Raw genomic sequence first — 26049 nt, forward strand, 5'->3', positions numbered from 1 at the left:
CCGATTTCAGGGTTAGTGCTCGCCGGAGTATCGCCTTCAGCAGGCGCCGATCTCTTCCTTGAATTGCTCCATGAAACCCTTCAGGCGCTTATGCCTGATCTGCGCCAGGTCTCGACCGGTTGCGGTCTGGAAGCCGTCCGCCAGGTGCAGCAGCTTGGTCTGGAAATGGTCGAGGCAAAAGCGTTTATCGTCGTAGTCGCGATGCTGTGCGTCCGGGTCCAGCGGGTCGTACAACGCGCTGCCCATGCGCCCGGCAACGTAGAACGTGCGCGCGACACCGAGCAGGCCGAGGGAATCAAGGCGGTCAGCGTCCTGCATGATTTGCGCTTCGAGCGATGCCGCGGGAATGTTGGCGGAGAAGCTGTGAGCTTCGATGGCGTGGGCCACTGCGCTGATGTTGGCGCGTGACCAATTCAGGTCGGCCAATACGACAGATGCTTTTTCGGCGGCCAGTCGTGATGCTCGCGAACGCAGCGGAGAGTTCTTCTCCACCGCCACACAATCATGCAACAGCACCGCCGCGAGCAACACCTCAAGATCGCCGCCTTCCTGCGCGTGAATTGTGCGCGCGTTGTGCCAGACCCTCTGCAAATGCGACAGGTCATGGGCGCCGTCCTCTGAAGGCTCCAGCGCATGGGGCAGCAAGTCAGCGGCGAGGATTTGCAGTGGCGCGAAAGCATCAGTGTTCATAAACATCCTGTTAAGTGAAAAAGTTTTCAGCCACAACACAACCCTGTGTAGCAGCTGGGCCATGATTCAGGATCAATTTCCCATGTGACGGACGCAGCGTGGCAACTTAGTATGGCGTTTTCAACCTTTGACGAAGGCACGTCCCCATGACGATCGAGATCCGCCCGGCGACCCCCAGCGATGCACCGCAAATCCTCGGGTTCATCACTGAACTGGCCGACTACGAACGTGCCCGCCACGAAGTCATCGCCAGCGTCGCCGACATCGAGCGCAGCCTGTTCAGCGAAGGCGCCACCGCCCACGGCCTGATCTGCCTGCGCGACGGCCTGCCGATCGGCTTCGCCGTATTCTTCTTCAGCTACTCCACCTGGCTCGGCAGCAACTGCCTGTACCTCGAAGACCTTTACATCACCCCTGAACAACGCGGCGGCGGGGCGGGTAAAACCTTGCTGCGCCACCTGGCGAAAATCGCCTGCGCCAATGATTGCGGACGGTTTGAGTGGAGCGTGCTGGACTGGAACAAACCGGCGATCGAGTTTTATAAATCGCTGGGCGCGCAGCCGCAGGAAGAGTGGGTTCGGTATCGGATGGATGGAAAGGTGTTGCGCGAGTTTGCCGAGGGTAATTGATCGTCAGCCTTGTCGTTTAAAAGATCGCAGCCATGAGCTGCGATTTTTTTTGCGCTGATCCCAATATATGGGAGTGATATTTATATATTGAGATTATCCTGCTTCCGGGTTTATAGTCCGGCTCACTCACTGCCAATAAACAAAACAGGTGAAGCGATGCTGGCGCAATTGATCGCGCTCGATTGGGGGACAACCTCATTACGTGCTTACAAACTCGCCGCAGGTGGCCAGGTGCTCGAACAGCGTTCGCTGTCGTCGGGGATCATGCAGCTGCCGCGCACGCCGCGAATCATTAACGGTCAGGAATGCGCCGACGGTTTCGAACTGGCCTTCGATGAGGCGTGCGGTGACTGGCTCGATGCACAGCCGGATTTGCCGGTGATTGCCTGCGGCATGGTCGGCAGTGCCCAGGGTTGGCGTGAAGCGGCTTACCGCGATACACCGGCGAACGTCGCCAATCTCGGCACTTCCCTGCAAACGGTTCGCAGTCTTCGCGGTGTCGATGTGCACATCGTGCCGGGTGTGATTCAGCGGTCGCGTTTGCCAAATGTCATGCGCGGCGAAGAAACCCAGGTCCTTGGTGTTCTGCAAACCCTGTCGAGCGAGGCGGGCAGCGACCTGTTGATCGGCCTGCCGGGCAGTCATTCGAAATGGGTGGAAGTGGCCGACGGCTGCATCGTGCATTTCGATACCTTCATGACCGGCGAAATCTTCGCCGTGCTCAGCGAACACAGCATTTTGGGGCGCACCCAGCAGCAGGGCGCGTCCTTCGATGGCCAGGCTTTTGATCGTGGTGTGCAAGTGGCGTTGTCGCCAGACGGCGAAATCGGTCCGCTGTCGACGGTGTTCAGTGCCCGCAGCCTGGGGCTGACCGGTGATCTGAGCGCCACGGCCCAGGCGGATTATCTGTCGGGCTTGTTGATCGGTCATGAGCTGTCGGCGCTGGCGACGGCCCAGCGGCGTCGGCGCAATAGCGTGCACCTGCCTTCGATCATCCTCATCGGTAATGCCCACCTCTGTGCCCGCTACAGCCGGGCCCTCGACGCCTGCGGGTTTGCCCGGGTGACGCTGGCCGAACAAGCCACTGAACGCGGGTTGTGGCAGTTGGCGCTTGCCGCCGGACTGATCACTTCCAACCCATCCCGTTAAACCTGACTGGAGGTCTGACATGCTCAAACACGCCTTGGCGCAAAACGGCCTGATCGCGATCCTGCGTGGCCTGCGCCCGGAAGAAGCGGCGGCCATCGGCGAAGTCCTGTACGCCGCCGGATTTCGCGTCATCGAAGTGCCGCTCAATTCCCCTGAACCGTACGAAAGTATCCGCATCCTGCGCAGCACCTTGCCCGCCGATTGCCTGATCGGCGCCGGCACGGTGCTGACACCGGAGCAGGTCGAGCAGGTGAAAGCCGCTGGCGGCCAAGTGATCGTCATGCCGCACAGCGACCCGAAAGTGCTGCGCGCAGCGAAAGCGGCGGGGTTGTTCCTGTCGCCGGGTGTGGCGACACCGACCGAAGCGTTTGCCGCGTTGGCCGAAGGTGCCGACGTGCTGAAGATGTTTCCTGCCGAGCAGATGGGGCCGGCAGTCGTCAAAGCCTGGCTCGCGGTATTGCCCGCCGGGACCATTCTGGCGCCGGTCGGTGGGATCACGCCCGACAACATGCAGGTGTTTATCGACGCGGGCGTCAAAGGTTTCGGTCTCGGTTCCGGCTTGTTCAAACCGGGAATGACACCAGAGGACGTGGCCGTCAATGCCAAGGCCTACGTGGCTGCCTGGAAAGCCCTTCGCTAAGACTTTTTGGCGCGGTGAGCGCTGCCTCTAATAAGAGAGACAAGACAATGAAAATTACCAAACTGACCACCTTCATCGTTCCGCCGCGCTGGTGCTTCCTCAAGGTCGAAACCGACGAGGGCGTGACCGGTTGGGGCGAGCCTGTGGTTGAAGGTCGCGCCCACACCGTGGCGGCGGCCGTTGAAGAATTGTCCGACTATCTGATCGGCAAAGACCCACGCAATATCGAAGACATCTGGACCGTGCTCTATCGCGGCGGCTTCTACCGGGGCGGTGCGATCCACATGAGCGCGCTGGCCGGTATCGATCAGGCGCTGTGGGACATCAAGGGCAAGGCCCTGGGCGTGTCGGTCAGCGATCTGCTCGGTGGTCAGGTGCGCGACAAGATTCGTGTGTATTCGTGGATCGGCGGCGACCGGCCGGCAGACACCGCTCGTGCGGCGAAAGAAGCGGTTTCCCGTGGTTTCACGGCGGTGAAAATGAACGGCACCGAAGAGCTGCAATTCCTCGATTCCTTCGAGAAGGTCGACCTCGCCCTGGCCAACGTCGCTGCCGTGCGTGACGCGGTCGGGCCGAACGTCGGCATCGGCGTCGACTTCCATGGCCGGGTGCACAAGCCAATGGCCAAGGTGCTGATGAAGGAGCTCGATCCGTACAAACTGATGTTCATCGAAGAGCCGGTGCTCAGCGAAAACTACGAGGCGCTGAAAGAACTGGCGCCGCTGACCAGCACCCCGATTGCCCTCGGTGAGCGCCTGTTCTCGCGCTGGGATTTCAAACGTGTGCTGAGTGAAGGTTACGTCGACATCATCCAGCCGGATGCGTCGCATGCCGGCGGCATCACCGAGACCCGCAAGATCGCCAACATGGCCGAAGCCTATGACGTGGCGCTGGCGCTGCATTGCCCGCTGGGGCCGATTGCGCTGGCGGCGTGCCTGCAACTGGACGCGGTTTGCTACAACGCGTTCATCCAGGAACAGAGCCTGGGCATCCACTACAACGAGAGCAATGACCTGCTCGATTACGTGAAAGATCCGCGGGTGTTCGATTACGACAAAGGCTTCGTGAAGATTCCGAATGGCCCGGGGCTGGGGATCGAGATCAACGAGGAATACGTGATCGAACGCGCGGCGGTCGGCCACCGCTGGCGCAACCCGATCTGGCGCCATGCCGATGGTAGTTTTGCTGAGTGGTGAGTGCTTTCTGACTCACCACTATCCCCTGTAGGAGTGAGCCTGCTCGCGATGGTGTGTCAGTGACATCAATGCTGAATGACACACCTCTGTCGCGAGCAGGCTCACTCCTGCAAGAGGCCTGCGCCAGTCTTTCGAACGACCTCAATAAACATAAGAAGAGGCACTCCTCATGCAACCGCAAACCCTCGCCGGGCAAGCGTCGTTGGTGACGCCCAGTCGCAAGCGATTTTTCATCATGGTCCTGCTGTTCATCACCGTGGTGATCAACTACCTGGACCGCAGCAACCTCTCCATCGCCGCCCCGGCGCTGACCAGCGAACTGGGCATCGATCCGATCCACGTCGGGCTGATCTTTTCGGCTTTCGGCTGGACCTACGCCGCCATGCAGATCCCCGGTGGCTGGCTGGTGGACCGTGTGCCGCCACGCATCCTCTACAGCGTCGCCTTGCTGCTGTGGTCGATTGCCACCGTGATGCTCGGTTTCGCCGCCAGCTTCATCGCGCTGTTCGTCCTGCGCATGGCGGTCGGGGCCCTGGAAGCGCCGGCGTACCCGATCAACAGCCGCGTGGTCACCACCTGGTTCCCCGAGCGCGAGCGCGCCACGGCCATCGGTTTCTACACCTCCGGGCAGTTTGTCGGCCTGGCCTTCCTGACGCCGGTTCTCGCTTGGCTTCAGCACGAATTCGGCTGGCACATGGTGTTCGTCAGCACCGGTGCGGTGGGCATTCTGTGGGCGGTGATCTGGTACGCGGTGTACCGCGAGCCCCGTGATTTCAAAGGCGCCAACGACGCCGAAATCGACCTGATCCGCGAGGGCGGCGGGTTGGTGGATATCCAGGCCGAGCAAGCCAAAGTCAAAGCGAAATTCAGCTGGACCGACCTAGGGGTTGTCCTGACCAAACGCAAACTGTGGGGCATCTACCTCGGCCAGTTCTGCCTCAACTCGACGTTGTGGTTTTTCCTGACGTGGTTCCCGACCTACCTGGTGAAGTATCGCGGCATGGACTTCATCAAGTCCGGTCTGCTGGCGTCGTTGCCGTTTCTCGCGGCCTTCGTCGGCGTGTTGTGCTCAGGGTTCTTCTCCGACTTCCTGATTCGTCGCGGTTACACGGTGGGTTTCGCTCGCAAGCTGCCGATCATTGGCGGCCTGCTGATTTCCACCTCGATCATCGGCGCCAACTTCGTCGAGTCGACGCCGCTGGTGATTGCGTTCCTGGCACTGGCGTTCTTCGGCAACGGGCTGGCGTCGATCACCTGGTCACTGGTGTCAACGCTGGCACCGGCGCGTTTGCTGGGACTGACCGGCGGGGTGTTCAACTTCATCGGCAACCTGTCGGCGATTACCACGCCGATTGTCATCGGTTTCCTGGCGACCGGGGATTCGTTTGCCCCGGCGATTACCTACATCTCGGTGCTGGCATTGATTGGCGCGCTTTCCTACATCTTGCTGGTGGGCAAAGTCGAGCGTATCAAGTTGTAGTGGCAGGCATCGGGCGACCATAATGCCGCCCGTTCACTCGCTCAACGGTAAAGGCTGGATATGCAGGAAGACGCCCCAAAAATCGCCAAGGACGCCGCCCCGACCGGCACCCAGACACTGCTTCGTGGCCTGGGTGTGGTTCAGGCCGTGGCCAGCGGCGCCCGCGATCTCAAGGAAATCGCCCGGCTGATCGGCACGACGCGCAGCACCACCCATCGTCTGGCCAGTTGCCTGGTGGACGAGCGTTACCTGCGTGTGGTGCCGCAAGTCGGTTATCTGTTGGGGCCGAAGCTGATCGAACTGGGTTTCCAGGCGCGCGAAGAGTTGCCGCTGGTGACCTTGGCCGGGCCGTATCTGGATGAGTTGTCGGCGTTGACCGGTGACACCATTCACCTGGCGATCCGCGAAGGTGACGAGGTGCTGTACCTGCACAAGAATCCGGGGCGCAATGGCCCGGAAATGCGTTCGCGGGTCGGCCATCGCATGCCGTTGGCCCGCACCGGGATCGGCAAGGCCTTGATGCTTGATGACTCGCAGGAAGAATGGCAACGGCTGTACGAAGTCAGCTTGCCAGCGGGTGGGAAAAATCTGTTTTGGCCGCAGCACCCGGAGCAATCCTGGGAGCAGTTTCAGCAGCGCATGGTCGAGTATGTGGCGGGTGGCTACGCCTTCGATCTGGAAGACAACGAGCCGTCGATCCGCTGTGTGGCGGCGCCGATCCGTGATGCCAGCAAGCGCATCGTCGCCGGCATCAGCATCGCCAGCACCGTGCCTTATATGCCGCTGGAAAAAATGGCCGAGCTGATCCCCCTGATAAAAGGGGTCACAGCCCGGCTCTCGGCAGAACTCGGCGCGAAGGTTTAGACCTTCAAGGTCGCCATGTCGATCACGAAGCGGTACTTCACATCACCGGCGATCATGCGGGCGTAAGCCTCGTTGATCTGGCGGATGTCGAGCATTTCGATGTCGCAGGTGATGTTGTGTTCGGCGCAGAAATCCAGCACTTCCTGGGTTTCTGCGATGCCGCCGATCAGCGAACCGGCGAGCACACGACGGCCCAACACCAGTTTGGCGGCATGGACCGGCGGATCGATCGGTTCGATCAGACCCACCAGAATGTGCACGCCATCGAAACGCAGGGTGTCGAGGTACGGGTTGAGATCGTGCTGCACCGGAATGGTGTCGAGCAGGAAGTCGAAGTAGCCGGCAGCGGCTTTCATCTGGTCGGCATCGGTGGACACGATCACGTGGTCCGCACCCTGGCGACGACCTTCTTCGGCCTTGCTCGCCGAGCGGGTGAACAGCGTCACTTCGGCGCCCATCGCCTTGGCGAACTTGATGCCCATGTGGCCGAGGCCGCCCATGCCGAGGATCCCGACCTTGTCGCCGGCCTTGACCCCGTAATGCTTGAGCGGCGAATAGGTGGTGATGCCGGCACACAGGATCGGTGCGGCGCTGGCCAGTGCGAGTTTTTCCGGGATGCGCACGACAAAGTGCTCGCTGACCACGATGCTGTCCGAGTAGCCGCCCATGGTGTTGCTGCCATCGACCCGGTCCGGGGTGGCGTAGGTCATGGTCGGACCTTCGAGGCAATATTGCTCAAGGTTGGACTGGCAGGCTTCGCAGCTGCGGCAGGAATCGACCATGCAACCGACACCAACCAGATCGCCGATTTTATGCTGGGTAACGTTCGCACCGATGGCGGTGACTTTGCCGACGATTTCGTGGCCGGGCATCAGCGGGTACACGGCAATGCCCCACTCGTTGCGGGCCTGGTGGATGTCGGAGTGGCAGACGCCGCAGTAGAGAATTTCGATCGCCACGTCGTCGGCCCGAGGGCTGCGGCGTTCGAATTTCACGGGGGCGAGGGGAGTGGTGGCCGACTGGGCGGCGTATCCGATGGCGGTGTACATGAGGAACCTCGCTAAAGCAGTGACAAGTGAGGCGGTGCATTCTGGGCGCCGCACCTGGCATCGACCATGGCGATTCCTCCGGGTGTCATGCCTATTCCTCCGGCATCCACGCTGGATTGATCAAATGCGCGGTCAGACCTGCGAAGATGCTTTCATCCCTTTTTCCGCGACATTTTTGTGAAGAGCTCCCATGTTGTTGACCCGACATCTCGATGCCAATGCCACGCTGGTTTCGCTGATCCAGCCGCTGACCACTCGCGACGGCTTCGCGCCCACCGCGTTGCCGGGCGTGCAGGTATTGCGCGCCAGTTGCGATGTGGCCCGTGGTCCGCAGATCTATGAGCCGAGTCTGGTCATCATCGTCCAGGGCAGCAAATTGGCATACCTGGGCCCGCGCACGCTGGAGTACGGCGCCGGCCATTATCTGATTCAGGCCTTGCCGGTGCCGTTCGAGTGCGAAACCTTTGCCGCGCCGGAGGGGCCGATGCTGGGGATTTCCATCGCGATCGACCGCACGTTGCTCGGCGAATTGGTGTTGGCCATGGGGCTGGTGGCGGGGCGCAGTATTGCGGCACAGACGCTGGAGTCGATGACCTCGACGGTACTCGACGACGCGATGCGCGGGTGTGTCGAACGGTTGCTGCGTTGCCTGCACGATCCGCTGGAATGCCAAGTGATGGGGCAGGCGCGTTTGCGTGAGTTGCTGTTCGTCGCGTTGCGCGGGCCGCAAGCCGATGTGTTGCGTGCACTGGTGGAGCAACAAGGGCAATTCGCCCGGGTCGCGGCTTCGCTCAGTCATCTGCATGCACATTACACCGAGCCGCTGAATGTCGAGACGCTGGCCAGTTGCGCGAACATGAGTGCGTCGACGTTTCACGAGCATTTCAAACGCAGCACGTTGTTGTCGCCGGTGCAGTATCTGAAGCGCTTGCGTTTGCTCAAGGCGCAGCAGTTGTTGCTGTCTGAAGGCTTGGGCGTGGCGCAGGTGGCGCATCGGGTGGGGTATCAGAGTACGTCGCAGTTCAGTCGGGAGTACAAGCGCTACTTCGAGCGTAATCCGGGGGATGAGCGCGCTGCCTGAGTTGGCAGGCTCACTCCTACAGGGGGATTTGTGGTGTCGGTGAAATCGCGGGCAACAAAAAGGCCCCCATTTCGGGAGCCTTGATGTTCAGAGGTTCGGCTTACATGTTCGGGTAAGTCGGGCCGCCAGCACCTTCCGGTGTCACCCAGGTGATGTTCTGTGCAGGGTCCTTGATGTCGCAGGTCTTGCAGTGAACGCAGTTCTGGGCGTTGATCTGGAAGCGCTTCTCGCCGTCTTCCTTGGTGATCACTTCGTATACGCCGGCCGGGCAGTAACGCTGGGCAGGTTCATCGTACAGCGGCAGGTTTTTGCTGATCGGGATGCTTGGGTCGGTCAGCTTCAAGTGGCAAGGCTGTTCTTCTTCGTGGTTGGTACCGGAGATGAACACCGAGCTGAGTTTGTCGAAGCTGATTTTGCCGTCCGGTTTCGGGTAGTCGATCTTCTTGCAGTCGGCCGCCAGCTTGAGGCAAGCGTAATCCGGCTTGGTGTCGTGCAAGGTGAACGGCAGTTTGCCGCCGAAGATGTTCTGGTCCAGCCAGTTGAAACCGCCGCCGACGATGGCGCCAAACTTGTGGATCGCCGGGCCGAAGTTGCGGCTGGCGAACAGCTCGTCGTAGAGCCAGCTCTTTTTGAAGGCGTCGACGTAAGTGGTCAACTCTTCGGTGCTGTCTTTTTCAGCGAACAGCGCCTCGGCCACGGATTCAGCGGCGAGCATGCCGGACTTCATCGCGGTGTGGCTGCCTTTGATCTTGGCGAAGTTCAGGGTGCCGAGGTCGCAACCGATCAGCGCGCCGCCCTTGAAGACCATTTTCGGCAGCGAGTTCAGGCCACCTTTACAGATGGCACGCGCGCCGTAGCTGACGCGCTTGCCGCCTTCCAGGTACTGCTTGAGCACCGGGTGATGCTTGAGGCGCTGGAACTCGTCGAACGGCGACAGGTACGTGTTGCTGTAGGACAGATCGACGATCAGGCCGACGACCACCTGGTTGTTTTCCAGGTGGTAGAGGAACGAACCACCGGTGTTCTCGGTGCCCATGATGTCCAGCGGCCAGCCGGCGGTGTGAACCACCAGGCCTGGCTGGTGCTTGGCCGGGTCGATTTCCCAGATTTCCTTCAGGCCGATGCCGTAGTGCTGGGCGTCGGCTTCACTGTCGAGGTTGAAACGCTGGATCAGTTGCTTGCCGATGTGGCCACGGCAGCCCTCGGCGAACAGCGTGTATTTGCCACGCAGTTCCATGCCCGGGGTGTACAGGCCTTCTTTCGGATGGCCTTCGCGGTCAACGCCCAGGTCACCGGTGATGATCCCGCGAACCACGCCATTCTCGTCGATCAGCGCTTCCTGGGCAGCGAAGCCCGGGTAGATTTCCACGCCCAGGTTCTCGGCCTGCTGAGCCAGCCAGCGGCACAGGTTGCCCAGGGAGATGATGTAGTTGCCTTCGTTGTGCATGGTCTTGGGCACAAAGAGGTCAGGAATCTTTTGCGCGCTTTCAGCATTCTTGAGAACGAAGATGTCATCGCGGGTGACCGGCGTGTTCAGCGGGGCGCCGAGTGCTTTCCAGTCCGGGAACAGTTCGTTCAGGGCGCGTGGTTCGAACACGGCACCGGACAGAATGTGAGCACCGACTTCGGAGCCTTTTTCGACCACGCAGACGCTGATTTCCTTACCGGCTTCAGCAGCCTTCTGCTTCAAGCGGCAGGCAGCGGAAAGACCAGCGGGGCCGGCACCGACGATGACGACGTCGAATTCCATGTATTCGCGTTCCACAGGTTATCTCCTACTCAAGGCTCAACAGTTTTTTTCTAATTGGAGGTTTGGTGTCGCATCCATGAATCCCTGCACTGATGCTGGGAGGGGACAATCGATTAGTCACCTTTCTCTCTGGGTGGCGCATTATATCTACACCACTCCTAGCGTCCAATACAAACGTTTGTTTGAATTGGCTCAAAGCCAGAGAAATCAAAGTCACGCGGCTTACGAACGGCCATTTTGCCGTATTGACCGGAATAGGCGTTCCGGTCAAGATACGGTCGGTTTTGCGCTCGCCGTAGGCTGACTGTTGGTTTCAAGAGCACCTCTAAAGACAGGGCGATGGCAGTGGCAAGTGATGCGCAGCTCAGGTTTGGCTCGCAGTTTACACGTCGCGATATTGAATGACTCGTTGGTCACCACTGACGAACGGTCATGCACTTCATGAGCGATGGTCACTTGACACGTTTGCCGGCGTTTTTAGAGGTGCCCTTGCGCCCGATGAGCATCAACCGCCAGGTTCGCCTAGGCGACTTTCTTTTCACCGGAGAGTAACGAGGAATCCATGAAGGTTCTTGTAGCTGTCAAACGCGTTGTGGATTACAACGTCAAGGTCCGCGTCAAGGCGGACAATTCCGGCGTCGATCTTGCCAACGTCAAGATGTCGATGAACCCGTTCTGCGAGATCGCCGTGGAAGAAGCCGTACGCCTGAAAGAGAAAGGCGTTGCGACTGAAATCGTCGTCGTCTCCGTCGGCCCGTCCACCGCTCAAGAGCAACTGCGCACCGCGCTGGCTCTGGGTGCCGACCGCGCCATCCTCGTCGAATCCGCCGAAGACCTGACTTCTCTGGCCGTTGCCAAACTGCTGAAGGCCGTTGTCGACAAGGAACAGCCGCAGCTGGTGATCCTTGGCAAACAAGCCATCGACAGCGACAACAACCAGACTGGCCAGATGCTCGCTGCATTGAGCGGCTACGGTCAGGGCACGTTCGCGTCGAAAGTCGAAATCAGCGGCGACAGCGTTGCCGTGACTCGCGAAGTCGACGGCGGCGCGCAGACAGTTTCCCTGAAACTGCCGGCCATCGTCACCACCGACCTGCGTTTGAACGAGCCGCGCTACGCGTCCCTGCCAAACATCATGAAAGCCAAGAAGAAGCCTCTCGAAGTGCTGACTCCGGACGCTTTGGGCGTTTCCACCGCCTCCACCAACAAGACCGTGAAAGTCGAAGCGCCTGCTGCACGCAGCGCGGGTATCAAGGTCAAGTCGGTGGCTGAACTGGTCGAGAAACTGAAAAACGAAGCGAAGGTAATCTAAATGACTATCTTGGTTATTGCTGAACACGACAACAAAGTAGTGGCCCCGGCCACACTGAACACCGTGGCTGCCGCTGCTAAAATCGGTGGTGACATCCACGTTCTGGTTGCAGGCCAGGGCGTTGGCGCCGTGGCTGAAGCTGCTGCGAAAATCGCTGGCGTGAGCAAAGTATTGGTAGCTGACAACGCTGCCTATGCTCACCAACTGCCGGAAAACGTAGCGCCTCTGGTTGCAGAGTTGGGCAAGGGCTACAGCCACATCCTGGCTGCCGCGACTTCCAACGGCAAAAACATCCTGCCGCGCGTTGCCGCTGCGCTGGACGTTGACCAGATCTCCGAGATCATCTCGGTCGAAAGCGCTGACACCTTCAAGCGCCCGATCTACGCCGGTAACGCCATCGCGACCGTTCAGTCCAACGCTTCGGTGAAAGTCATCACCGTGCGTGCCACCGGTTTCGACCCGGTTGCTGCTGAAGGCGGTTCGGCTGCGGTTGAGTCCGTTGCTGCTGCTCACGATGCTGCGATCTCCAGCTTCGTTGGCGAAGAGCTGGCCAAGTCCGATCGTCCGGAACTGACCGCTGCCAAAATCGTCGTTTCCGGCGGTCGTGGCATGCAGAACGGCGACAACTTCAAACACCTGTACGCCCTGGCTGACAAGCTGGGCGCTGCTGTCGGTGCTTCCCGCGCCGCGGTCGACGCAGGTTTCGTACCCAACGACATGCAGGTCGGTCAGACCGGCAAGATCGTTGCTCCACAGCTGTACATCGCGGTCGGTATCTCCGGCGCGATCCAGCACCTGGCCGGCATGAAAGACTCCAAAGTGATCGTTGCGATCAACAAGGACGAAGAAGCGCCGATCTTCCAGGTGGCCGATTATGGCCTGGTGGCAGACCTGTTCGAAGCAATCCCCGAGTTCGAGAAGCTGGTCTAATCCAGCGGCCTGACTTATAAAGAGCCCGACCTTTTGGTCGGGCTTTTTTTTTGTTCCGGAGTTGAGTGGGAGAGTGTTGCCATGGATCTGCGTCGCGTGTGTGGCTGGTCGTTATTGCTGGGCCTGACGATGTTGCCGACCTTGTCCAATGCGGCGGGCAAGTGCGATCGACTGATTGTGACCGGCAGCCCGGATGCACCACCGTATTTGTGGCAAGACCCGCAAAACCCTAAAAAGCTGATCGGTGCCAGTGCTGACCTGTTGCAGCAAGTGGCGGGGGAGTTGGGCATCAAGGTCGAGTTGCTGTATGCCGGCAAACGCGCCCAGGCGCTGGACGAAGTACGCAGCGGGCGCATGGACATGTTGGCCGATGCAACGTTGACCGTGAGCGAACTGGAAACCCTGGATTACATTCATCCGCCGTTGCTGGAAAACGATTACCTCGTCTGGACTCGCAAAGACTCGGCATTGATCTACAACCAGGCCCAGGACCTCCACGGCCATCCCGGCGCATTGTCGGAAAAGTCTCGAATGACCCCGGATTTCGGCACTTTTGCCGATCAGCAATTGACCCTCACCCGTACGCCCAACCTGACCCAGGCCTTTCAGAAATTACTCTTGGGCGAGGTGGAATTTGTACTCGCCGGACGCTACTCCGGCATGGCGGCCGCGCAGGCGCTGAGCATGGCCAATGACCTGGTCCCCCGTGCCGAGCCAATCGACAAACCCGGTCTGTACCTCGCGGTTTCCCATAACTCCGCCTGCAACGATCCGTGGTTGCGCGGACAGCTGGCCAAAAAGATGACAGAATTGCCCGCCTCAGGACTGACGGACACCGCGTTGCAACGCAATATCGAGCGTTGGAAAGCGCAGCAACAGCAGCAGCAACAACCTGTCAGTACCCCAAAACAGTAGGGATTCTTAGTGAGTATTCGACCTCTTTTCGCTGCCCTGGCCGTTCTGGCTCTGGCGGGTTGTGCAGCCGATCCGGCGCCGAATGAACAGATTCGCCTGACCGAACAGGCACTCGTCCAGGCAAAAGCCGTGGGCGCCACCGCCGACGACATGCCGGAAATGAAACTGGCCGAAGAAAAATTCGCCCGTGCCCAAAGCAATATGACCGAGCAGTCCTACAAACATGCGCGCATGCGGGCCGAGCAGGCCGAACTGGACGCGCGCCTGGCCGAAGCCAAGGTGTTGACCCTCAAGAGCGAGGAGCAATTGAACGTGCTCAATACCCGTATCACCCGTCTGCGCAAGCAACTGGGAGATGCCCAATGAGCCTGAAGTCGAAAGCGCTCGCCAGCTTGATCCTCGTCGGCTGCACCAGCCTGTATGGCTGCGCTGGCCAGCACAGTGACGCCGCTTTGCAAGAAGCGGGCGCCGACTTCCAGAAGGTCAAGGAAGACTCCAATGTGCTGCGCATCGCGCCCAAGGACGTGATCCGCGCCGGTGAGTCGCTGGCCCGCGCCGATCGTCTGTCCAGCTATTGGGGCAGCGGTTCGGACGTGGTGCATTACGCCTACCTGAGCCAGCGCTACAGCGAAATTGCCCGGGAGCACACCAATCTGGTGCTCAACGAAGAGCGCGCGGCGAAGCTCGAACTGGAGCGTCAGCGTCTGCAACTGGCACTGCGCGAATCCAAATTGCTCAGCGTTCAGCAACAGGGCAAGTGGCTTGAAGAGCAGATTGTCGCGCTGGCGACCACCCAGACGGATCGTGGCCTGGTGATGACCTTGGGCGATGTGCTGTTCGATACCGGTGAAGCCGAGCTGAAAAATTCGGCCAACCGTGTGGTGCTGAAGATTGTTCAGTTCCTGCAGCTCAATCCGAAACGCGTGGTGCGGATCGAAGGCTATACCGACAGCACCGGCGGCAAGCAGGACAACCTCAAGCTGTCCCGTGACCGTGCGCAATCGGTGGCTGACGTCCTGATGGATTTGGGCATCGACGACAAACGCATTCAAGTTGAAGGCTACGGCGATGAATACCCGGTGGACGTAAACGCTTCCGAGCGTGGCCGTGCGCAGAACCGTCGGGTGGAAATTGTGTTCTCCGACGAAAAAGGCCAGCTCGGCGCCGCCCGCTAAGCATCTTTGGAAAGGTAGGTTCGCGAAAGCGAATTACCCCCGAAATCTTGTAGCAAACCCGGCCTGCCAGACAGAGCCGGGTTTTTTTTCGTCTGCTTTTTGCAGGGTTGATCGCAAAAAGCAGTACAGATTTTGCTGACACTGCACTGTACGGTCGACTATTGTGGCAACTGTCCCAGTACACTTCTAAACTGTTCCGGTATTGTTTCACACAAGAATAAAATGCCCGTGAAATCGAGTGCTGCGTCATGACCAATCTCTTGCTCTACCAACGTATTGCTCAACAACTGGCCGAAGACATCCGCCGTGGTGTCTATCAACCGGGGGAGCGCGTGCCTTCGGTGCGCAAGATGAGCTCGCAGCTCAACGTCAGCCATGCGACGGTGTTGCAGGCGTATGCCAATCTTGAAGATCAAGGGCTGATCCGCGCCCGGCCGCAGTCGGGCTACTACGTTCACCAGACGCCGGCCCTGACTGCGCCGACGCCGGACATCGCCCGGGTCGAGCGTCCTGGCCTGGTCACGCGCAGCAGCATCATTCAACAAGTGTTGGTCGAATCCCGCCGCGAGGGTGTTTTTCCGTTGGGTGCCGCAGTGCCCAGTGTCGATTACCTGCCGGTGCGGGCGCTGCATCAGCAATTGGCCAAAGTCACTCGTTTCCATAGCCCGCGAGCCTTCAGCTACATGTTCAGCCCCGGTTTTGAACCGTTGCGCCGACAAGTGGCGATCCGTATGCGCGATGCCGGCGTGGTAGTCGATCCTTCCGAAGTGGTCATCACCCACGGCTGCGTCGACGCGTTGCAGATGTCACTGCGGGTATTGACCCGGCCGGGCGACCTGATCGCCGCCGAATCGCCGACGTATTACGGTCTGCTGCAACTGGCCGACTTGCTCGGCCTCAAAGTGATCGAAATCCCGAGTGATCCTGCCACCGGTATGAGCCTGGAAGCACTGCAACTGGCGGCCAACCAATGGTCGATCAAGGCGCTGGTGCTGACCACGCGACTGAGCAATCCCTTGGGTGGGACCATGCCCGAGGAGCGGCAGAAACAATTGCTGCGCCTGGCGTCTGATTTCGACATCCAGATTGTCGAAGACGATATTTACGGCGAACTGATGTTCGAGCAGGGGCGTACCAAATCACTCAAGGCCTATGATCGGCTGGATCGGGTCATCTATTGTTCAAGCTTCTCCAAAACCCTGTCGCCGGGCGTGCGGATCGGCTGGATGATTGCCGGCAAATACCAGCAGGAAATCCAGCGCCTGCAGACGTTCAGTACCCATTCGGCGTGCAGTGTTACGCAAATGGGCATTGCGGCGTATCTGGAAAACGGCGGCTACGACCGACATTTGCGCTACATCCGCCAGGAATACCGCAAGAACCTCAGCGCCTTCCAGCTCGCCGTTCAGCAATACTTCCCTGAAGGCACGCAGATGACCCGGCCGACCGGCGGCTTCATCTTGTGGGTCAGTTTGCCGGGGCGGGTCAACACCCAGGAATTGCACGTACGGGCGTTGCAGCAGGGCATCAGTATTGCGCCGGGGCTTATCTTCAGTAACACCGAACAGTTCAATCACTGCATCCGGCTGAACTGCGGCATACCCTGGAACCGTGAAGCCGAACGGGCCTTGATGACGTTGGGGATGCTGGCGACGCAACTTTGCCAGGAGACGGCCGGCGGCTTCTGAGCAGTCGGGAGGGAGGTTCTCGGCGGAGCTTGTCATGTGGCGCGCAACAGGCGAGCATATGGCCCTCTGCCGTTACTGCTGTTGGGTTCATGAAACCGATTTTTCCTGCCGTCTGCCTGTTTCTTTGCCTGTTGATGACCGTTCACGCTGAAGGCGTCATGGCAGCGGCTGCCCAGGAAAAACCTGCCGCCAGCGCAACCGCAAAAAAACCGCTGCCTGCGAAAAAGGCCACGACGGTGAAAAAGCCAACGGCGGTGGTGAAAAAGCGTCCACCCATTGCCGCCAAGTCGAAGGCGCCCAGTGAAGTGGTGAAAACCCAACTGCCTCCCGTCAAACTTGACTTGAGACTGCCACCGCAAATGGCCCAGGAACTGAAACCGATCGGCACCGTGCCGCTGCCCAGTCACGATGCGCTGCTGCCACAAATGTTTGGTGAAAAGTCCGGCAGTAGCCCGTTTCAGCTCAACGGTCGGCTGCTCAGTAACGAAATGCAATTGCAGCTGCGCAATGAAGAGCGTCGGGACGTCGAAGGCGCGGCCTTGGATTTCGAGTTCAAGCAGTAAATCGTCCCATCCGTGAGCCGCTGGCCAGACGCTTTGTCGGAGACTGGTCAGTCACACGGATTTGAATGAAAAAACCCCGGTCCGGGTAATTTTAAACAACTGTTTTAGCGGTTACTCTGTGCCCTGTCCTTTTACACATCACACCTCGTGAGGAGCTCGTCGTCATGAAATGCCGTGAAGGCTGTGGCGCCTGTTGCATTGCCCCTTCCATCAGTTCACCGATTCCCGGTATGCCCCATGGCAAAGCCGCTGGCGAACGTTGCGTGCAACTTTCGGTCGATAACTTGTGCAGCATCTTCGGCAAACCCGAACGCCCCGCAGTCTGTTCGGCTTTTGAAGCCGATATCGAAGTCTGCGGCAGTAGCAGTGACGAGGCGATCAAATTGCTGGGATGGTGGGAGCAAATGACGGCGGCGTGATGTGTTCAACCAACGGAACTTCAACAATAAGGAATAAAACCATGGGTTCACTGCATCGTATCGCTGTGTTGTGTGGATTGACTGCGGTTCTGGCTGCTACGGCTGCCCAGGCCGAAGACTGGAAGGTCGCCAAGAACGAAGACGGCATCAAGATCTCTCTGGCCGAAGTACCGGGTTCGGACTACAAGGCCTATCAGGGCGTCACTTTGATGAAGACCACCGTCGCCAAACTGCGCGCTCTGCAAGAAGACGCGTCCGGTGCCTGTGCCTGGATTCACGACTGCAAAATGCAGAAGTCGCTCAAGCACGAAGGCGACCAGAGCTGGACCTATACCCAATTCAATACCCCGTGGCCCGTCACGGCACGTGATTCGGTGCTGCACATCACCACCGTTGAAGGCGCCGATGGAAGCATGACCCGCAAGCTCGAAGGTGTACCGAAATACATTCCGGAAGAAAAAGGTTTCGTGCGCGTCGCCAAAGTCGACGGGTTCTGGAAGTTCGTGCCCAAGGGTGACCAGGTCGAAGTGACCTATCAGGTGCACACCGAGCCAGGCGGCAGCGTGCCATCGATGATTGCCAACAAGTTCGTGGTCGATGCACCATTCAATACCCTGAAAGCCCTGAAAGAACGCGCCGAGAAGTAATTACAGCGTCGTTCAGCAAAACGCCCCGACTGGTTCGGGGCGTTTGCGTTTTCAGCCGTGCGCGGCTTTATTGTGTTTCCGGATATGCGTTGCACAAAATTTTCACAAAGCCTCCAAGACAATCCGCCCGCATCTGTCAGCCAAACAGTAATCAATGGCAATGAGGCGGGTGATGGTGCAACATTTGCGCATCGCGCAAGCCCCGGGGCCAAGCAATGGTCAATAGAGGGCAGGGCGCCGCTGTATTTTTTGAAACTTCAACTTCCAATGGGTCCTTAAACGACATGGCAAACCCGGACGCCCTGAATCAGCAGCGAGCTTCTAGTCGCCTGCTGCAACCGACCGTCAAATCGCATCTGGCCTACACGCTGCTATGTGCCTTGATCATGATGGTCATGTTCAGCCTGCTGCGTGTTGCGCTGCTGGTCTACAACCGCTCGATGATCCTCGACACCCCGGCTTCGACTTTCCTTGAAGCGTTCGCCAACGGCCTGCGTTTCGACCTGCGCCTGGTGGTTTACCTCAGCGTTCCGCTGTTGCTGGCACTGTTCAGCGCGCGGGCGATGGCTGCTCGTGGGTTCTTCCGGTTCTGGCTGACCATTGCGTCGAGCATTGCGCTGTTCCTCGGCCTGATGGAGATGGACTTCTACCGCGAGTTCCACCAGCGCCTCAATGGCCTGGTCTTCCAGTACGTGAAGGAAGACCCGAAAACCGTGATGAGCATGCTCTGGTACGGTTTCCCGGTGGTTCGCTATCTGCTGGCGTGGGCCTTTGGCACATTGATCCTGACCCTGGCGTTCAAGGGCGCCGACCGTGCGACCCGGCCTCGTGGCCCGTTCAGTGGCGGCAGCATCGGCACGCGTCAGATCGCCCCCTGGTATGCGCGAGGCGTCGTGTTCGTGGTCTGTCTGCTGGTCTGCGTGGTCGCCGCTCGGGGCACCCTGCGCCAGGGACCGCCGCTGCGTTGGGGTGACGTCTACACCACCGACTCGAACTTCGCCAACCAGTTGGGCCTCAACGGCACGCTGTCGCTGATCGCGGCGGCCAAGAGCCGGATCTCCGAAGATCGCGACAACATCTGGAAAGCCACACTGCCGCAGCCTCTGGCTCAGCAGACCGTGCGTGACATGTTGGTGATGAAAGACGAAAAACTGGTGGATGCTGAAACCGCCGCCGTGCGTCGTGACTACACACCACCGGCCGACAAGACCCTGCCGATCAAGAACGTGGTCGTGATCCTGATGGAAAGCATGGCCGGTCACTCGGTCGGCGCGTTGGGCGGCCCGGGCAACATCACGCCGTACCTCGACAAACTGTCGAAGGAAGGCCTGCTGTTCGACCGCTTCTTCTCCAACGGCACCCATACCCACCAGGGCATGTTCGCCACCATGGCGTGCTTCCCGAACCTGCCGGGTTTCGAATACCTGATGCAGACCCCGGAAGGCAGCCACAAACTGTCCGGCCTGCCACAGTTGCTCAGCGCCCGAAAATACGACGACGTGTACGTCTACAACGGTGATTTCGCCTGGGATAACCAGTCGGGCTTCTTCAGCAACCAGGGCATGACCAACTTCATCGGTCGTAACGACTTCGTCAACCCGGTGTTCTCCGATCCGACCTGGGGCGTGTCCGACCAGGACATGTTCGACCGTGGCCTGGTAGAGCTCAAGGCCCGGGAAAACGGCAAGCCGTTCTATGCCCTGCTGCAGACGCTGTCCAACCACACGCCGTACGCCTTGCCGACGCCATTGCCGGTCGAGCGCGTGACCGATCGCGGCAGCCTCAACGAACACCTGACCGCCATGCGTTACTCCGACTGGGCGTTGGGTCAGTTCTTCGAGAAAGCGCGTAAAGAGCCGTACTTCAAGGAAACCCTGTTTGTGATCGTGGGTGACCACGGTTTCGGTAACGAGCAGCAAATCACCGAAATGGACCTGGGTCGTTTCAACGTGCCGATGCTGATGATTGCACCGGGTATCCAGGAAAAGTTCGGCCAGCGTGACCACACCGTGGGCACTCAGATCGACATCGTGCCGACCATCATGGGGCGTATCGGTGGCGAAGTGCGCCATCAGTGCTGGGGGCGCGACCTGCTCAACCTGCCGGAAGGCGACACCGGTTTTGGTGTGATCAAGCCGTCAGGCAGCGAACAGACCACGGCCATTCTCACGGCTGACCAGATTCTGGTGTTGCCGAAAGAGAAGGAAATGGAGCCAAAGATGTACCGCTATGAACTGGGCGCGAAGCCGCATGCCGAGATCGTGCCGAACGATCCACGCACTGCCGAGTTGAAGCTCAAGCTTGAGTCGTTCCTGCAAACCGCGACCAAGAGCCTGCTCGACAACACCGCGGGTGTTGTGGACGGCAAGCCGGACTAAGTTTTCGGCGCAACAAAAAGAGGCCCTTTTTCAAGGGCCTCTTTTTTTGTCCGTTAATTCGTTATATCCGTTAGATCCTGCCAAGCAAGAGCAGAATCAACAGCACTACCAGGACGACGCCGATGATACCCGACGGGCCATAACCCCAACTTCTGGAGTGTGGGAAAACCGGCAGACCACCGATCAGCAAGAGGATCAGAATAACGATCAGAATTGTGCCCATGTCTATTATTTCCTTGTTGGAAGTGTTCTGGATTGACCTGTCTTTTAACGGTCAGCTGGAAGGTTATTAATTCAAGCTGCTTACAACGTCCGACTGGTGCGTGAGTCGGAAAATTCCATGTTTTTTTAATGTTTTTCGAAGGCCTGTTTATTTCGTTTTTTCCAGGATTAGTTGAACCACACGCGCCCACGGTTTGTTCGGGCCATTCAGCAATCTGATGGAGCGTGGGTCGGGCAAGGACCTTCGCTACACTCAGCGCATCTTTCCCGGAACCACAAGGCTGTTTGCTATGCAAAATCGCATGATGATCACTGGCGCGGGCTCGGGCCTGGGTCGCGAAATCGCGCTGCGCTGGGCGCGTGAAGGCTGGCAACTGGCCTTGTCGGATGTCAGCGAACCCGGCCTGCAAGAAACCTTGAAGCTGGTTCGCGACGCCGGTGGCGATGGCTTTATCCAGCGTTGCGATGTACGCGATTACAGCCAGCTGACCGCATTCGCCCAGGCCTGCGAAGAGAAGCTCGGCGGCATCGATGTCATCGTTAACAACGCCGGTGTCGCGTCCGGCGGCTTCTTCAGTGAACTGTCGCTGGAAGACTGGGACTGGCAGATCGCGATAAACCTGATGGGGGTGGTCAAGGGCTGCAAGGCGTTCCTGCCGCTGCTGGAGAAAAGCAAAGGCAAGATCATCAACATCGCGTCGATGGCTGCCCTGATGCAAGGCCCGGCCATGAGTAACTACAACGTGGCCAAGGCCGGCGTGGTGGCGTTGTCCGAGAGCCTGTTGATCGAACTGGCGCAACAGGAAGTGGGCGTGCATGTGGTTTGCCCGTCGTTCTTCCAGACTAACCTGCTCGACTCTTTCCGTGGCCCGACTCCGGCGATGAAAGCCCAGGTCGGCAAACTGCTGGAAAGTTCGCCGATTACCGCCACCGACATTGCCGACTACATATACAACCAGGTGGCTGCCGGCGAGTTCATGATCCTGCCGCACGAGCAGGGCCGCATGGCCTGGGCGATCAAGCAGAAAAACCCGCAACTGCTCTACAACGAAATGACCCTCATGGCCGACAAAATGCGCGCCAAGGCCAAACAAAGCGCAGGCTGATCTTGCCCGTAGGCAACCGCGTCGTTAGGGTGGCCGCCATCGGTCACTCTAACGAGACACCTGCATGCTCAATTACCTGTGGTTTTTCCTCGCGGCGCTCTTCGAAATCGCCGGCTGCTTCGCGTTCTGGATGTGGCTGCGCCAAGGCAAAAGCGTCTTGTGGGTGCTGCCTGCGTTGCTCAGCCTGACCTTGTTCGCGCTGCTACTGACCCGAGTCGAAGCCACCTACGCCGGGCGCGCCTATGCGGCCTACGGTGGGATCTACATCATTGCCTCGATTGGTTGGCTGGCCGTGGTCGAGCGGATTCGACCGCTGGGCTCGGACTGGATCGGCGTAGCGCTGTGCGTGATCGGCGCGAGCGTCATTCTGTTTGGCCCGCGCTTTTCCGCATCCTGAAGGATCGGTCCTGCATTAAAGCAATTTGTCGGACGCTTCCGTCAGGAGGGTTCTTCCAGAGCTGTAGGGCTGGACTGATTTGCCGCCATCGCATTGAAGACCCGCTAAACGCCGGGCATCTTCAAGGGCCGGCAATCTTCAAGGACCAATACCATGCTTGTACTCAGTCGCGTTGTGGGCGAGATGATTTCCATCGGTGATGACATTTCAGTGCGTATCCTCAACGTCAGCGGCAACAGCGTGCGTTTTGGCGTCGAGGCGCCGCAGAACGTCAATGTGCATCGCGCCGAGGTCTATGAGCGCATCCAGGTCAAACTGGCCAAGACCAAGGGGCGCTGAGCCGTTCAGTCGAACAGGTGCTTGGGTACATCGTGCTTGAGCATCAACTGGCACTGCTCGCTTTCCGGATCGAACACGATCAGTGCCTGACCTTTGGTCAATGCCTGGCGAACCCGCAATACACGGGTCTCCAGCGGTGTGTCATCGCCATTATCCGTACCGTCACGGGTCACGAAATCCTCGATCAGGCGGGTGAGGGTGTCGACTTCAAGTTGGTCGTAGGGAATCAGCATAGGCACCTCGGCTAAAACAATGTCGGGATGCTACGGCGAATGATCGGTCGCGGCTAGCCTCGGGCTGATGTGTTGCCAGGCCTGTCCCCTCGCGAGCAGGCAATACAAATGTCGGGATCAGTTATCGGAGCGCTGCCCGACAAGGCTGTCCACCGAAGGCACCCGCGTATCACTTTCCATCTGCGTCTCATGTTCGATCTGATGACTGAACCGGTCCAGCGACCCCTTCGCTGGTTGCGCGTCACTGGCAAACACCGGCGGGCTCAGAATGTAGGCACCGAGCAAGCGACTCAACGCCGCCAGGCTGTCGATGTGCGTACGCTCATAACCGTGCGTGGCGTCGCAACCAAAGGCGAGCAGGGCGGTGCGGATGTCGTGTCCAGCCGTCACCGCCGAATGCGCATCGCTGAAGTAATAACGGAACAGGTCGCGGCGCACGGGCAAGTCGTTGTCACTGGCCAGGCGCAGTAGATGCCGCGACAAGTGATAGTCATAAGGCCCGCCGGAATCCTGCATCGCCACGCTCACCGCGTGTTCGCTGGAATGCTGGCCGGGCGCGACCGGCGCAATGTCGATACCGACGAATTCACTGACATCCCACGGTAGCGCGGCCGCCGCGCCACTGCCGGTTTCTTCGGTGATGGTGAACAGCGGATGGCAGTCGATCATCAACTCCTCGCCACTGTCGACGATGGCTTTCAGCGCCGCGAGCAACGCCGCAACGCCGGCCTTGTCGTCCAGGTGACGGGCGCTGATGTGACCGCTTTCAGTGAACTCCGGCAAGGGGTCGAAGGCCACGAAGTCACCGACGCTGATCCCCAGCGAGTCGCAGTCGGCGCGGGTGGCGCAATAGGCATCGAGGCGCAGTTCGACGTGATCCCAACTGATCGGCATTTCGTCCACGGCGGTGTTGAAGGCGTGCCCGGAAGCCATCAGCGGCAACACGCTGCCGCGAATCACACCGTTGTCGGTAAACAGGCTGACCCGGCTGCCTTCGGCAAAACGACTGGACCAGCAACCGACCGGTGCCAGAGTCAGGCGTCCGTTGTCTTTCACGGCGCGAACCGCCGCGCCGATGGTGTCCAGGTGCGCGGACACCGCACGGTCGGGGCTGTTTTTCTTGCCTTTGAGGGTGGCGCGGATAGTCCCGCGACGGGTCATTTCGAAGGGGATGCCCAATTCTTCAAGGCGCTCGGCGACATAGCGCACGATGGTGTCGGTGAACCCGGTGGGGCTGGGAATGGCGAGCATTTCCAGCAGGACTTTTTGCAGGTAGTTGAGATCCGGTTCAGGGATTTTAGTGGTCATGGAAACTCCTGATGAGTGAAGAGCTGATCGTTCCCATGCTCTGCGTGGGAATGCAGCGAGGGACGCTTTGCGTCCCAAGGGCGGACGCGAAGCGTCCGATGAGGCATCCCCACGTAGAGCGTGGGAACGATCAAGAAGGAGCTAGACCGCCGGCTGACTATGCGGAAACAACAAATCCACAAACCGCTCAGCCGTGGGCTGCGGTTCATGGTTGGCCAGACCGGCGCGCTCATTGGCTTCGATAAACACATACTCCGGCTGATCGGCCGCCGGCACCATCAAGTCGAGCCCGACCATCGGGATATCCAGCGCCCGCGCCGCCCGCACCGCCGCATCCACCAAGGTCGGATGCAGAATCGCCGTGACGTCCTCCAGCACCCCGCCCGTATGAAGATTCGCTGTACGCCGTACGAACAAATGCTCACCCGCCGGCAGAATGCTGTTGTAGTCGTAACCCGCGGCGTGCAACGTGCGCTGGGTCTCATGATCGAGCGGGATTTTGCTCTCGCCACAGGTGGCTGCCTGTCGCCGTCGACTCTGGGCTTCGATCAATGCGCCGATGGAATGCTGACCGTCGCCAACCACCTCCGCCGGTCGCCGAATCGCCGCCGCCACCACCTCAAACCCGATCACCAGAATCCGCAGGTCCAGGCCTTCGTGAAAGCTTTCCAGCAGCACTCGACTGTCGAACGTGCGGGCGGCTTCGATGGCTTGCTGCACGTCTTCAATGGTTCGCAGGTCCACGGCAACGCCCTGGCCTTGTTCGCCATTCAGCGGCTTGACCACCACCCGCGCGTGCTCATCGAGAAATGCCAGGTTGTCATCGGCGTTGCCGGCCAGTTGTTGCGAAGGCAGGTTCAAACCTGCGGCCTTGAGCGCTTTGTGGGTCAGGCTCTTGTCCTGGCACAAGGTCATGCTGATGGCGCTGGTCAGATCGCTCAACGATTCGCGGCAACGCACCCGGCGCCCGCCATGGCTGAGGGTGAACAGGCCGGCATCGGCGTCATCGACCTGCACATCAATGCCGCGGCGAAGGGCTTCCTCGACAATGATCCGCGCATACGGATTGAAGTCCGCCTCCGGACCAGGCCCAAGGAACAGCGGCTGATTGATGCCGTTCTTGCGCTTGATCGCAAAGGTCGAGAGGTTGCGAAAACCGAGCTTGGCGTAAAGGCTTTTTGCTTGTCGGTTGTCATGTAGAACCGATAAGTCCAGGTAACTCAGCCCACGGCTCATGAAGTGTTCGATCAAATGCCGCACCAACACCTCACCGACGCCCGGCCGCGAACAATGCGGATCGACCGCCAGGCACCACAAGCTGCTGCCGTTTTCCGGATCGTTGAATGCCTTGTGGTGATTGAGGCCCATGACACTGCCGATGATCGCGCCGCTGTCTTCGTCCTCGGCCAGCCAATACACCGGTCCGCCCAAGTGTCGCGGGGTCAGCAGGTTTGCATCGATCGGCAACATGCCGCGCGCCTGATACAACTGATTGATCGCCTGCCAATCCGCATCGCTTTGTGCCCGGCGAATGCGGAAGCCGCGAAACACACGAGTGGCTTGACGGTAATCGCTGAACCACAAACGCAAGGTGTCGGACGGGTCGAGAAAAAGTTGCGCCGGCTCCAGCCCCAGAATCTGCTGCGGCGCGGCAACGTATAAAGCAATGTCGCGCTCGCCCGGTTGCTCATTGAGCAACTCCTGGGCGAGGCTGGCAGGATCGGGGAAAGTGTGCCCGATCAGCAACCGGCCCCAGCCGCAATGCACGGCAATCGGTTCCGCACTCAGTTCGCTGCCGTCTTCGGCGAGACGCGCCTGCAAGCGTTCATAAGACGGTGTCTGGCCGCGCAACAAGCGTTGGCTATAAGCCGTGGCGTGGGGTTTCATCG

General features: G+C 59.5%; 27 protein-coding genes. 20 read left to right on the forward strand and 7 right to left on the reverse strand.

Annotated features, from left to right (window positions below):
* Nucleotides 1-36 precede the first annotated feature (36 nt).
* A complete protein-coding gene (locus tag AB4N43_RS24950) occupies nucleotides 37-690 on the reverse strand; it encodes an HD domain-containing protein (protein WP_460152099.1) in 654 nt (217 codons plus the stop codon).
* A 146-nt stretch (nucleotides 691-836) separates the two neighbouring features.
* Between AB4N43_RS24950 and AB4N43_RS24955 the strand changes: the two genes are divergently transcribed.
* From AB4N43_RS24955 to AB4N43_RS24980, 6 genes are all read left to right on the forward strand, one after another.
* Complete coding sequence (locus AB4N43_RS24955; protein ID WP_027924067.1) at nucleotides 837-1319, forward strand: GNAT family N-acetyltransferase; 483 nt, start codon at nucleotides 837-839, stop codon at nucleotides 1317-1319.
* Nucleotides 1320-1475: 156 nt separating this feature from the next.
* Nucleotides 1476-2468, forward strand: a complete 993-nt coding sequence (locus AB4N43_RS24960; RefSeq protein ID WP_059182351.1) for a 2-dehydro-3-deoxygalactonokinase — start codon at nucleotides 1476-1478, stop codon at nucleotides 2466-2468.
* 19 nt (nucleotides 2469-2487) lie between these two features.
* The gene (locus AB4N43_RS24965) at nucleotides 2488-3108 is read left to right on the forward strand and encodes a 2-dehydro-3-deoxy-6-phosphogalactonate aldolase (RefSeq protein WP_027924069.1); all 621 of its coding nucleotides are present in this window, start codon (nucleotides 2488-2490) and stop codon (nucleotides 3106-3108) included.
* Nucleotides 3109-3155: 47 nt separating this feature from the next.
* Nucleotides 3156-4304: a galactonate dehydratase gene (gene dgoD, locus AB4N43_RS24970; protein WP_007903915.1), complete on the forward strand. Its 1149-nt coding sequence runs from the start codon at nucleotides 3156-3158 to the stop codon at nucleotides 4302-4304.
* Nucleotides 4305-4473: 169 nt separating this feature from the next.
* Nucleotides 4474-5784 carry an MFS transporter gene (locus AB4N43_RS24975; RefSeq protein WP_027924070.1) on the forward strand — a complete coding sequence of 437 codons (1311 nt, stop codon included), beginning with the start codon at nucleotides 4474-4476 and terminating at the stop codon, nucleotides 5782-5784.
* Nucleotides 5785-5844: 60 nt separating this feature from the next.
* Nucleotides 5845-6648, forward strand: coding sequence for an IclR family transcriptional regulator (locus AB4N43_RS24980; protein WP_027924071.1), 804 nt, complete (start codon nucleotides 5845-5847; stop codon nucleotides 6646-6648).
* Here AB4N43_RS24980 and AB4N43_RS24985 read toward each other — a convergent pair.
* Nucleotides 6645-7697, reverse strand: a complete 1053-nt coding sequence (locus AB4N43_RS24985) for an NAD(P)-dependent alcohol dehydrogenase (protein ID WP_460152100.1) — start codon at nucleotides 7695-7697, stop codon at nucleotides 6645-6647. The two genes, AB4N43_RS24980 and AB4N43_RS24985, sit on opposite strands and share 4 nt — an antisense overlap.
* Nucleotides 7698-7887: 190 nt before the next feature.
* On the opposite strand from AB4N43_RS24985, the gene AB4N43_RS24990 reads away from it, so the two are divergent.
* Nucleotides 7888-8778 carry an AraC family transcriptional regulator gene (locus tag AB4N43_RS24990; protein WP_027924073.1) on the forward strand — a complete coding sequence of 297 codons (891 nt, stop codon included), beginning with the start codon at nucleotides 7888-7890 and terminating at the stop codon, nucleotides 8776-8778.
* Between the two features lie 100 nt (nucleotides 8779-8878).
* Here the strand turns inward: AB4N43_RS24990 and AB4N43_RS24995 are convergent, their stop codons facing one another.
* Nucleotides 8879-10543, reverse strand: a complete 1665-nt coding sequence (locus tag AB4N43_RS24995; protein ID WP_194940688.1) for an electron transfer flavoprotein-ubiquinone oxidoreductase — start codon at nucleotides 10541-10543, stop codon at nucleotides 8879-8881.
* Nucleotides 10544-11090: 547 nt separating this feature from the next.
* Here AB4N43_RS24995 and AB4N43_RS25000 point away from each other — a divergent pair.
* The 10 genes from AB4N43_RS25000 to AB4N43_RS25045 all read left to right on the forward strand — a co-directional run bounded on the left by AB4N43_RS25000 (nucleotide 11091) and on the right by AB4N43_RS25045 (nucleotide 20555).
* Nucleotides 11091-11840, forward strand: coding sequence for an electron transfer flavoprotein subunit beta/FixA family protein (locus AB4N43_RS25000; protein WP_007945693.1), 750 nt, complete (start codon nucleotides 11091-11093; stop codon nucleotides 11838-11840).
* Nucleotides 11841-12770, forward strand: coding sequence for an electron transfer flavoprotein subunit alpha/FixB family protein (locus AB4N43_RS25005; protein ID WP_027924075.1), 930 nt, complete (start codon nucleotides 11841-11843; stop codon nucleotides 12768-12770).
* A gap of 81 nt (nucleotides 12771-12851) precedes the next feature.
* Nucleotides 12852-13685, forward strand: coding sequence for a substrate-binding periplasmic protein (locus tag AB4N43_RS25010; RefSeq protein ID WP_027924076.1), 834 nt, complete (start codon nucleotides 12852-12854; stop codon nucleotides 13683-13685).
* 9 nt (nucleotides 13686-13694) lie between these two features.
* The gene (locus AB4N43_RS25015; protein ID WP_027924077.1) at nucleotides 13695-14051 is read left to right on the forward strand and encodes a DUF4398 domain-containing protein; all 357 of its coding nucleotides are present in this window, start codon (nucleotides 13695-13697) and stop codon (nucleotides 14049-14051) included.
* The gene (locus tag AB4N43_RS25020; protein WP_059182354.1) at nucleotides 14048-14860 is read left to right on the forward strand and encodes an OmpA family protein; all 813 of its coding nucleotides are present in this window, start codon (nucleotides 14048-14050) and stop codon (nucleotides 14858-14860) included. Before AB4N43_RS25015 ends, AB4N43_RS25020 begins: the two co-directional genes overlap by 4 nt.
* A gap of 248 nt (nucleotides 14861-15108) precedes the next feature.
* Nucleotides 15109-16548 (forward strand): aminotransferase-like domain-containing protein, encoded by a 1440-nt coding sequence (locus tag AB4N43_RS25025; protein WP_027924079.1) that lies wholly within the window; start codon nucleotides 15109-15111, stop codon nucleotides 16546-16548.
* Nucleotides 16549-16637: 89 nt separating this feature from the next.
* Entirely contained in the window at nucleotides 16638-17111 is a 474-nt protein-coding gene (locus AB4N43_RS25030; RefSeq protein WP_027924080.1) for a hypothetical protein, read from the forward strand.
* Between the two features lie 164 nt (nucleotides 17112-17275).
* Complete coding sequence (locus AB4N43_RS25035; protein WP_027924081.1) at nucleotides 17276-17530, forward strand: YkgJ family cysteine cluster protein; 255 nt, start codon at nucleotides 17276-17278, stop codon at nucleotides 17528-17530.
* 41 nt (nucleotides 17531-17571) lie between these two features.
* Nucleotides 17572-18177 (forward strand): START domain-containing protein, encoded by a 606-nt coding sequence (locus tag AB4N43_RS25040; protein WP_027924082.1) that lies wholly within the window; start codon nucleotides 17572-17574, stop codon nucleotides 18175-18177.
* Between the two features lie 284 nt (nucleotides 18178-18461).
* Nucleotides 18462-20555, forward strand: a complete 2094-nt coding sequence (locus AB4N43_RS25045; RefSeq protein ID WP_059182355.1) for an LTA synthase family protein — start codon at nucleotides 18462-18464, stop codon at nucleotides 20553-20555.
* 70 nt (nucleotides 20556-20625) lie between these two features.
* Here the strand turns inward: AB4N43_RS25045 and AB4N43_RS25050 are convergent, their stop codons facing one another.
* Nucleotides 20626-20784: a DUF3309 family protein gene (locus AB4N43_RS25050; protein ID WP_172825980.1), complete on the reverse strand. Its 159-nt coding sequence runs from the start codon at nucleotides 20782-20784 to the stop codon at nucleotides 20626-20628.
* Nucleotides 20785-21067: 283 nt separating this feature from the next.
* Between AB4N43_RS25050 and AB4N43_RS25055 the strand changes: the two genes are divergently transcribed.
* The 3 genes from AB4N43_RS25055 to csrA all read left to right on the forward strand — a co-directional run bounded on the left by AB4N43_RS25055 (nucleotide 21068) and on the right by csrA (nucleotide 22619).
* Nucleotides 21068-21883 (forward strand): SDR family oxidoreductase, encoded by an 816-nt coding sequence (locus tag AB4N43_RS25055; RefSeq protein WP_027924084.1) that lies wholly within the window; start codon nucleotides 21068-21070, stop codon nucleotides 21881-21883.
* Between the two features lie 64 nt (nucleotides 21884-21947).
* Nucleotides 21948-22280, forward strand: coding sequence for a YnfA family protein (locus AB4N43_RS25060; protein WP_059182356.1), 333 nt, complete (start codon nucleotides 21948-21950; stop codon nucleotides 22278-22280).
* Nucleotides 22281-22433: 153 nt separating this feature from the next.
* On the forward strand, nucleotides 22434-22619 hold the full coding sequence (csrA, locus tag AB4N43_RS25065) for a carbon storage regulator CsrA (protein ID WP_027924086.1): 186 nt from the start codon (nucleotides 22434-22436) through the stop codon (nucleotides 22617-22619).
* A gap of 5 nt (nucleotides 22620-22624) precedes the next feature.
* On the opposite strand, the gene AB4N43_RS25070 is transcribed toward csrA, so the two are convergent.
* The 3 genes from AB4N43_RS25070 to ngg all read right to left on the reverse strand — a co-directional run bounded on the left by AB4N43_RS25070 (nucleotide 22625) and on the right by ngg (nucleotide 26047).
* On the reverse strand, nucleotides 22625-22852 hold the full coding sequence (locus AB4N43_RS25070) for a YheU family protein (protein ID WP_007945785.1): 228 nt from the start codon (nucleotides 22850-22852) through the stop codon (nucleotides 22625-22627).
* Nucleotides 22853-22969: 117 nt separating this feature from the next.
* Nucleotides 22970-24160, reverse strand: coding sequence for an osmoprotectant NAGGN system M42 family peptidase (locus AB4N43_RS25075; RefSeq protein WP_027924087.1), 1191 nt, complete (start codon nucleotides 24158-24160; stop codon nucleotides 22970-22972).
* Nucleotides 24161-24301: 141 nt separating this feature from the next.
* Nucleotides 24302-26047, reverse strand: a complete 1746-nt coding sequence (gene ngg / locus AB4N43_RS25080; protein ID WP_027924088.1) for an N-acetylglutaminylglutamine synthetase — start codon at nucleotides 26045-26047, stop codon at nucleotides 24302-24304.
* Nucleotides 26048-26049: the final 2 nt, after the last annotated feature.

This window comes from Pseudomonas sp. S2_B07, from assembly GCF_054668435.1.

What these genes read in the sequence shown, in the direction of transcription:
- AB4N43_RS25030 (WP_027924080.1), top strand. Translation starts at nt 16,638, where the DNA reads ATGAAACCGATTTTTCCTGCCGTCTGCCTGTTTCTTTGCCTGTTGATG.
- AB4N43_RS25045 (WP_059182355.1), top strand. Translation starts at nt 18,462, where the DNA reads ATGGCAAACCCGGACGCCCTGAATCAGCAGCGAGCTTCTAGTCGCCTG.
- AB4N43_RS25000 (WP_007945693.1), top strand. Translation starts at nt 11,091, where the DNA reads ATGAAGGTTCTTGTAGCTGTCAAACGCGTTGTGGATTACAACGTCAAG.
- AB4N43_RS25075 (WP_027924087.1), bottom strand. Translation starts at nt 24,160, where the DNA reads ATGACCACTAAAATCCCTGAACCGGATCTCAACTACCTGCAAAAAGTC.
- AB4N43_RS25010 (WP_027924076.1), top strand. Translation starts at nt 12,852, where the DNA reads ATGGATCTGCGTCGCGTGTGTGGCTGGTCGTTATTGCTGGGCCTGACG.
- AB4N43_RS25040 (WP_027924082.1), top strand. Translation starts at nt 17,572, where the DNA reads ATGGGTTCACTGCATCGTATCGCTGTGTTGTGTGGATTGACTGCGGTT.
- AB4N43_RS24985 (WP_460152100.1), bottom strand. Translation starts at nt 7,697, where the DNA reads ATGTACACCGCCATCGGATACGCCGCCCAGTCGGCCACCACTCCCCTC.
- AB4N43_RS24980 (WP_027924071.1), top strand. Translation starts at nt 5,845, where the DNA reads ATGCAGGAAGACGCCCCAAAAATCGCCAAGGACGCCGCCCCGACCGGC.
- AB4N43_RS24965 (WP_027924069.1), top strand. Translation starts at nt 2,488, where the DNA reads ATGCTCAAACACGCCTTGGCGCAAAACGGCCTGATCGCGATCCTGCGT.
- dgoD (WP_007903915.1), top strand. Translation starts at nt 3,156, where the DNA reads ATGAAAATTACCAAACTGACCACCTTCATCGTTCCGCCGCGCTGGTGC.
- AB4N43_RS24990 (WP_027924073.1), top strand. Translation starts at nt 7,888, where the DNA reads ATGTTGTTGACCCGACATCTCGATGCCAATGCCACGCTGGTTTCGCTG.
- AB4N43_RS24950 (WP_460152099.1), bottom strand. Translation starts at nt 690, where the DNA reads ATGAACACTGATGCTTTCGCGCCACTGCAAATCCTCGCCGCTGACTTG.
- AB4N43_RS25025 (WP_027924079.1), top strand. Translation starts at nt 15,109, where the DNA reads ATGACCAATCTCTTGCTCTACCAACGTATTGCTCAACAACTGGCCGAA.
- AB4N43_RS24960 (WP_059182351.1), top strand. Translation starts at nt 1,476, where the DNA reads ATGCTGGCGCAATTGATCGCGCTCGATTGGGGGACAACCTCATTACGT.
- AB4N43_RS25055 (WP_027924084.1), top strand. Translation starts at nt 21,068, where the DNA reads ATGCAAAATCGCATGATGATCACTGGCGCGGGCTCGGGCCTGGGTCGC.
- AB4N43_RS25060 (WP_059182356.1), top strand. Translation starts at nt 21,948, where the DNA reads ATGCTCAATTACCTGTGGTTTTTCCTCGCGGCGCTCTTCGAAATCGCC.
- AB4N43_RS25020 (WP_059182354.1), top strand. Translation starts at nt 14,048, where the DNA reads ATGAGCCTGAAGTCGAAAGCGCTCGCCAGCTTGATCCTCGTCGGCTGC.
- csrA (WP_027924086.1), top strand. Translation starts at nt 22,434, where the DNA reads ATGCTTGTACTCAGTCGCGTTGTGGGCGAGATGATTTCCATCGGTGAT.
- AB4N43_RS24975 (WP_027924070.1), top strand. Translation starts at nt 4,474, where the DNA reads ATGCAACCGCAAACCCTCGCCGGGCAAGCGTCGTTGGTGACGCCCAGT.
- AB4N43_RS25005 (WP_027924075.1), top strand. Translation starts at nt 11,841, where the DNA reads ATGACTATCTTGGTTATTGCTGAACACGACAACAAAGTAGTGGCCCCG.
- AB4N43_RS24955 (WP_027924067.1), top strand. Translation starts at nt 837, where the DNA reads ATGACGATCGAGATCCGCCCGGCGACCCCCAGCGATGCACCGCAAATC.
- AB4N43_RS25035 (WP_027924081.1), top strand. Translation starts at nt 17,276, where the DNA reads ATGAAATGCCGTGAAGGCTGTGGCGCCTGTTGCATTGCCCCTTCCATC.
- ngg (WP_027924088.1), bottom strand. Translation starts at nt 26,047, where the DNA reads ATGAAACCCCACGCCACGGCTTATAGCCAACGCTTGTTGCGCGGCCAG.
- AB4N43_RS25070 (WP_007945785.1), bottom strand. Translation starts at nt 22,852, where the DNA reads ATGCTGATTCCCTACGACCAACTTGAAGTCGACACCCTCACCCGCCTG.